This is a genomic window from Priestia sp. KCTC 13724, assembly GCF_056820425.1.
In genome coordinates, this window is the sequence record NZ_JBXDLD010000060.1 from 1 (window position 1) to 3446 (window position 3446).

Genomic DNA, 3446 nt, shown 5'->3' on the forward strand with positions numbered 1-3446 from the left:
ACTTTTTTGGCTCTAAACAGGAAAAAACATTAAACTGAAAATTGCGTCAACATTTATGCAACACTAGTGATGAATGATAATTAATTTAATTATATATTTATTCATTTGATTCTACGTCGGGTACACTTTCACACTAAAAGCTTACATTTTCAAGGGGGAATCGGAACATGCTATACTGAAAAGTGGAGGTGTCGAGATGCGTTTAGAAAATAAAAAAGTAATTGCGCTTGTAAGCGAAGACTTTGAAGATTTAGAGTTATGGTATCCTGTCATGCGACTTCGTGAAGAAGGAGCTGAGGTGCATTTAGTTGGTGAAAAGGCTAAGGAAACGTATAAAGGAAAATACGGAGTGCCAGCGTTGTCTGACTATGCATTTTCTGATGTGAAAGCAAGCGACTATGATGCTATTTTAGTTCCAGGAGGATGGGCGCCTGATAAATTACGCCGCTATCCGGAAGTCTTGGAAATGGTCAAATACATGGACGAGCATCAAAAGCCAATCGGCCAAATTTGTCACGCCGGCTGGGTGCTGATCTCAGCGAAGATTTTAGATGGCCGTAACGTAACGAGCACGCCTGGCATTAAAGATGATATGGAAAATGCGGGTGCCATTTGGCATGATGAAGCAGTGGTTGTTGATGGCCACATCATCTCAAGCCGTCGTCCTCCTGATTTACCGCCATATGCAAAAGCATTTGCCGACGTTTTAGCAACTCAATAAGAAATAAATTGAAGAGACTGAGACATCAGTCGTTCAGCAAATGAAAAACCTGTATGATTGAACGTTCACGACGTTTCATCATGCAGGTTTTTTTATTATGGCTATGTGTTTGAAAACAGGATGAAACGGAGCGTAGGATACTTGGTTCCTTCAGAAGCGATAGAAAAAGCGCTCTGACAAAGAAAAGCGAGCAAGCTGGAGTGAACATCACAACTCATTCAGAAATGAGTGCTTTCAAACAGAGGCTTCGATTTCTTCCCGCAACAAGAAAGTCGACGTTTAAAAGTCATTATCTTATTATGTCCCACACTCTTTTTTTATGAAGGAAGGTAAATACGCTATTTTTCGGGTTAAAATCCCTATTTCTTAAAAGGGTATGAGTTAATGTTCATAGATTTTAAAAATTTTCCTTTGTAATAAGATGAAAATGACCTATTTATTTCAAATTATTGTCTGCGATATCATATAGGAAGAATGTAACAAAATGTCTGGAAGAGAAGTCATACGTAAAGGCGGTGAAAGTATAATGGATGCAATTTTGCTTCAGTACAATGGGTTGGTGAATCGTTATCAAGAAAAGCTGGCTAAATTAGAAAGCTGTAAAGCAGCTCTCAAAGAAAAAGAAGCGCAGTTTCAAAGAGCTCATTTTCTCATGATAGATCACCGTTGTCAGGAGATTTTATTGCTGGACAAGCAGAAGCACAAGCTAATGTAGAGAACTATACGCTCAATCTTGGCACAGAACTTAGTGCAGCCAAAATAGAAACAAAGATTGAACCACTAAACTTTTTTGGCTATAAGCCATTAAAGGAGTGGTTTGGGATCGAATACAACCCATACGTTGGTGTTGATATTTTACTAGGAAGCGTAGCCTTGGGCGGTTCAGTCGGTGCCGAAACTGGCGGGAAAGTAGCGTTAGGTGTAGGAGTTGGCGGAAAGTTCGGGTTTGAAAAAGAAGATGATGAGGAATAATTCAGCAACTGAAAATTTAAAAATATGAGGTAGTATGAATGCACACAAAAAAAGATATGCAAAAAACGCTGAGAATAGGTTTAATGCTTTATGCAGTTCTTATGACGATCGGTGGAACGGCTGTATTAGGAATCATTATTGGTCTTGTACCGAGCGAACAGCTAAAACATGCAATCAATTTAATGTTAGCTATGGGTGGACTTTTCTATGGAACAGCCATTATTGCTTTAATTATTCGAGCAAAATTCACAAAAAAACAGCAAGAAGTCGGGGGAAATGACCATGAATGACTTTAATGAAAGACTTTTGCCAATTGGTACGGTTGTAAAGTTAAAAGAAGTTCGGAAATTAGTCATGATTTATGGACGCTTTCAGAAACAAGCAGCAACTGGGAAAACGTTTGACTACGTATCCGTTCCGTATCCCGAAGGTAATATAACGGATGATTACAACTTGTTTTTTAATCGCAATATGATTGAATCGGTGGAGCATGAGGGGATGAAATCGCCACAAGAAGACGAAATGCGTCAAAAAGTCGAGCTGGATATTTTAGAAAATAACAATCAAGGAACAAGCCAATGATGAAAAAAACCATGCGTTTCTTAACTTTTAGTATAGCAGTGATGGTTTTGCTCGTAGGCTGTTCATCAGCTTCTAGCAGCGAGCCTAATAAGGTCAATGAGCCAAAGGTGAAAGAAGAAGAGAGTAACGCTGCGACAAAAGCAGAAAAGATACAGGCTGAAGATGCAACAGAAGAGGTTGATACAACGAAACTATTACCGATTGGTACCGTTGTGAAATTGAGAAATGTCGAAAAGTCAGTCATGATTTATGGACGTTTTCAGAAACAAGCATCAACAGGCCAAACGTTTGATTATGTGTCCGTTCCGTATCCTGAAGGGAATATCAATGAAGACTATAACTTATTCTTTAATCGCAACATGATTGAGTCCGTTCAGCATGTAGGAATGAAGTCACCAGAAGAAGAACAGATGAGCCAGCAGGTTGAACAAGATATTGCTCAGCAAAAGCAAGCAACCACTCAGTGAAAAACAAATTGGAAGCAATAGGCTAGTTTGATGAAGGGAGCTCTAGAACGTGAGCCATACACAGCGTAAGAAAACACTCCGGTTATTGCTGCTAGTTGTGCCGCTATTTTTTGCGATTGCCTCTACGATTTCAACAGCAACCATTTTTATGGTTGAACACTTTAAAGGGAACTCAATGTCCTTTTGGGCGGTCCTTATAATAGTCGCACCTTTATATATCATACTAGCCGTTTGTTTATGGATTCGAAAAAAAATATAAGAGTTTGAGGAGAAATCATGTCAGGCATTTGGAAAAAACATGGTAAAGTTATTTGCGTTGTATTCTATATCATTGCGTTAGTATTTCAATTAATGGTTACAACATTAATTTGGAAGGAAACAAATTTATTTGCCGTGATGTTAATTATACAGGTGGTCATTACAACAATCGCTGTTTGGGCAGCCTATAAAATTGCTAATCGAATGTTACTGAAATGAGAAAGCGAGCTGGGGAATCCCCAACTCGCTTTTTAGCTTTCATATTAAGTAACTTGCCTAGCTGCAAGTGTAAAAACAATTTTGTATATGATTAAATCCATAGTAATACAGAGGGATTTACCATTTTCATTCAGTGGATACAATTAGCATTGATTGTATCATCTCAGATGGATTTATCCATTGCCGCGGTTCATCAATTCCACACGATCGTTTAACCTAAACGACGC

7 protein-coding genes are annotated in these 3446 nt (G+C 38.6%); all 7 read left to right on the plus strand.

The features are described 5' to 3' along the window. Nucleotides 1–196 precede the first annotated feature (196 nt). The 7 genes from AC1UFB_RS08855 (at nt 197) to AC1UFB_RS08885 (ending at nt 3219) form a co-directional block, all read left to right on the plus strand. Nucleotides 197–721: a type 1 glutamine amidotransferase domain-containing protein gene (locus AC1UFB_RS08855; protein ID WP_482588999.1), complete on the plus strand. Its 525-nt coding sequence runs from the start codon at nt 197–199 to the stop codon at nt 719–721. 526 nt (nt 722–1247) lie between these two features. Further along, nucleotides 1248–1436, plus strand: coding sequence for a hypothetical protein (locus AC1UFB_RS08860; RefSeq protein ID WP_482589001.1), 189 nt, complete (start codon nt 1248–1250; stop codon nt 1434–1436). Further along, entirely contained in the window at nt 1388–1693 is a 306-nt protein-coding gene (locus AC1UFB_RS08865; RefSeq protein WP_062687001.1) for a hypothetical protein, read from the plus strand. Before AC1UFB_RS08860 ends, AC1UFB_RS08865 begins: the two co-directional genes overlap by 49 nt. Before the next feature lie 38 nt (nt 1694–1731). Then, on the plus strand, nt 1732–1983 hold the full coding sequence (locus AC1UFB_RS08870) for a hypothetical protein (RefSeq protein ID WP_062687002.1): 252 nt from the start codon (nt 1732–1734) through the stop codon (nt 1981–1983). Next, complete coding sequence (locus AC1UFB_RS08875) at nt 1976–2275, plus strand: DUF4176 domain-containing protein (RefSeq protein ID WP_078990429.1); 300 nt, start codon at nt 1976–1978, stop codon at nt 2273–2275. Before AC1UFB_RS08870 ends, AC1UFB_RS08875 begins: the two co-directional genes overlap by 8 nt. Then, nucleotides 2272–2742 (plus strand): DUF4176 domain-containing protein, encoded by a 471-nt coding sequence (locus tag AC1UFB_RS08880; RefSeq protein WP_239429064.1) that lies wholly within the window; start codon nt 2272–2274, stop codon nt 2740–2742. Before AC1UFB_RS08875 ends, AC1UFB_RS08880 begins: the two co-directional genes overlap by 4 nt. Nucleotides 2743–3018: 276 nt before the next feature. Further along, nucleotides 3019–3219 carry a hypothetical protein gene (locus AC1UFB_RS08885; RefSeq protein WP_239429065.1) on the plus strand — a complete coding sequence of 67 codons (201 nt, stop codon included), beginning with the start codon at nt 3019–3021 and terminating at the stop codon, nt 3217–3219. The last annotated feature ends 227 nt before the right edge of the window (nt 3220–3446 follow it).

Coding starts and splice junctions, on each gene's coding strand:
- AC1UFB_RS08855 (WP_482588999.1), top strand. CDS start 197: ATGCGTTTAGAAAATAAAAAAGTAATTGCGCTTGTAAGCGAAGACTTT.
- AC1UFB_RS08860 (WP_482589001.1), top strand. CDS start 1,248: ATGGATGCAATTTTGCTTCAGTACAATGGGTTGGTGAATCGTTATCAA.
- AC1UFB_RS08870 (WP_062687002.1), top strand. CDS start 1,732: ATGCACACAAAAAAAGATATGCAAAAAACGCTGAGAATAGGTTTAATG.
- AC1UFB_RS08875 (WP_078990429.1), top strand. CDS start 1,976: ATGAATGACTTTAATGAAAGACTTTTGCCAATTGGTACGGTTGTAAAG.
- AC1UFB_RS08880 (WP_239429064.1), top strand. CDS start 2,272: ATGATGAAAAAAACCATGCGTTTCTTAACTTTTAGTATAGCAGTGATG.
- AC1UFB_RS08885 (WP_239429065.1), top strand. CDS start 3,019: ATGTCAGGCATTTGGAAAAAACATGGTAAAGTTATTTGCGTTGTATTC.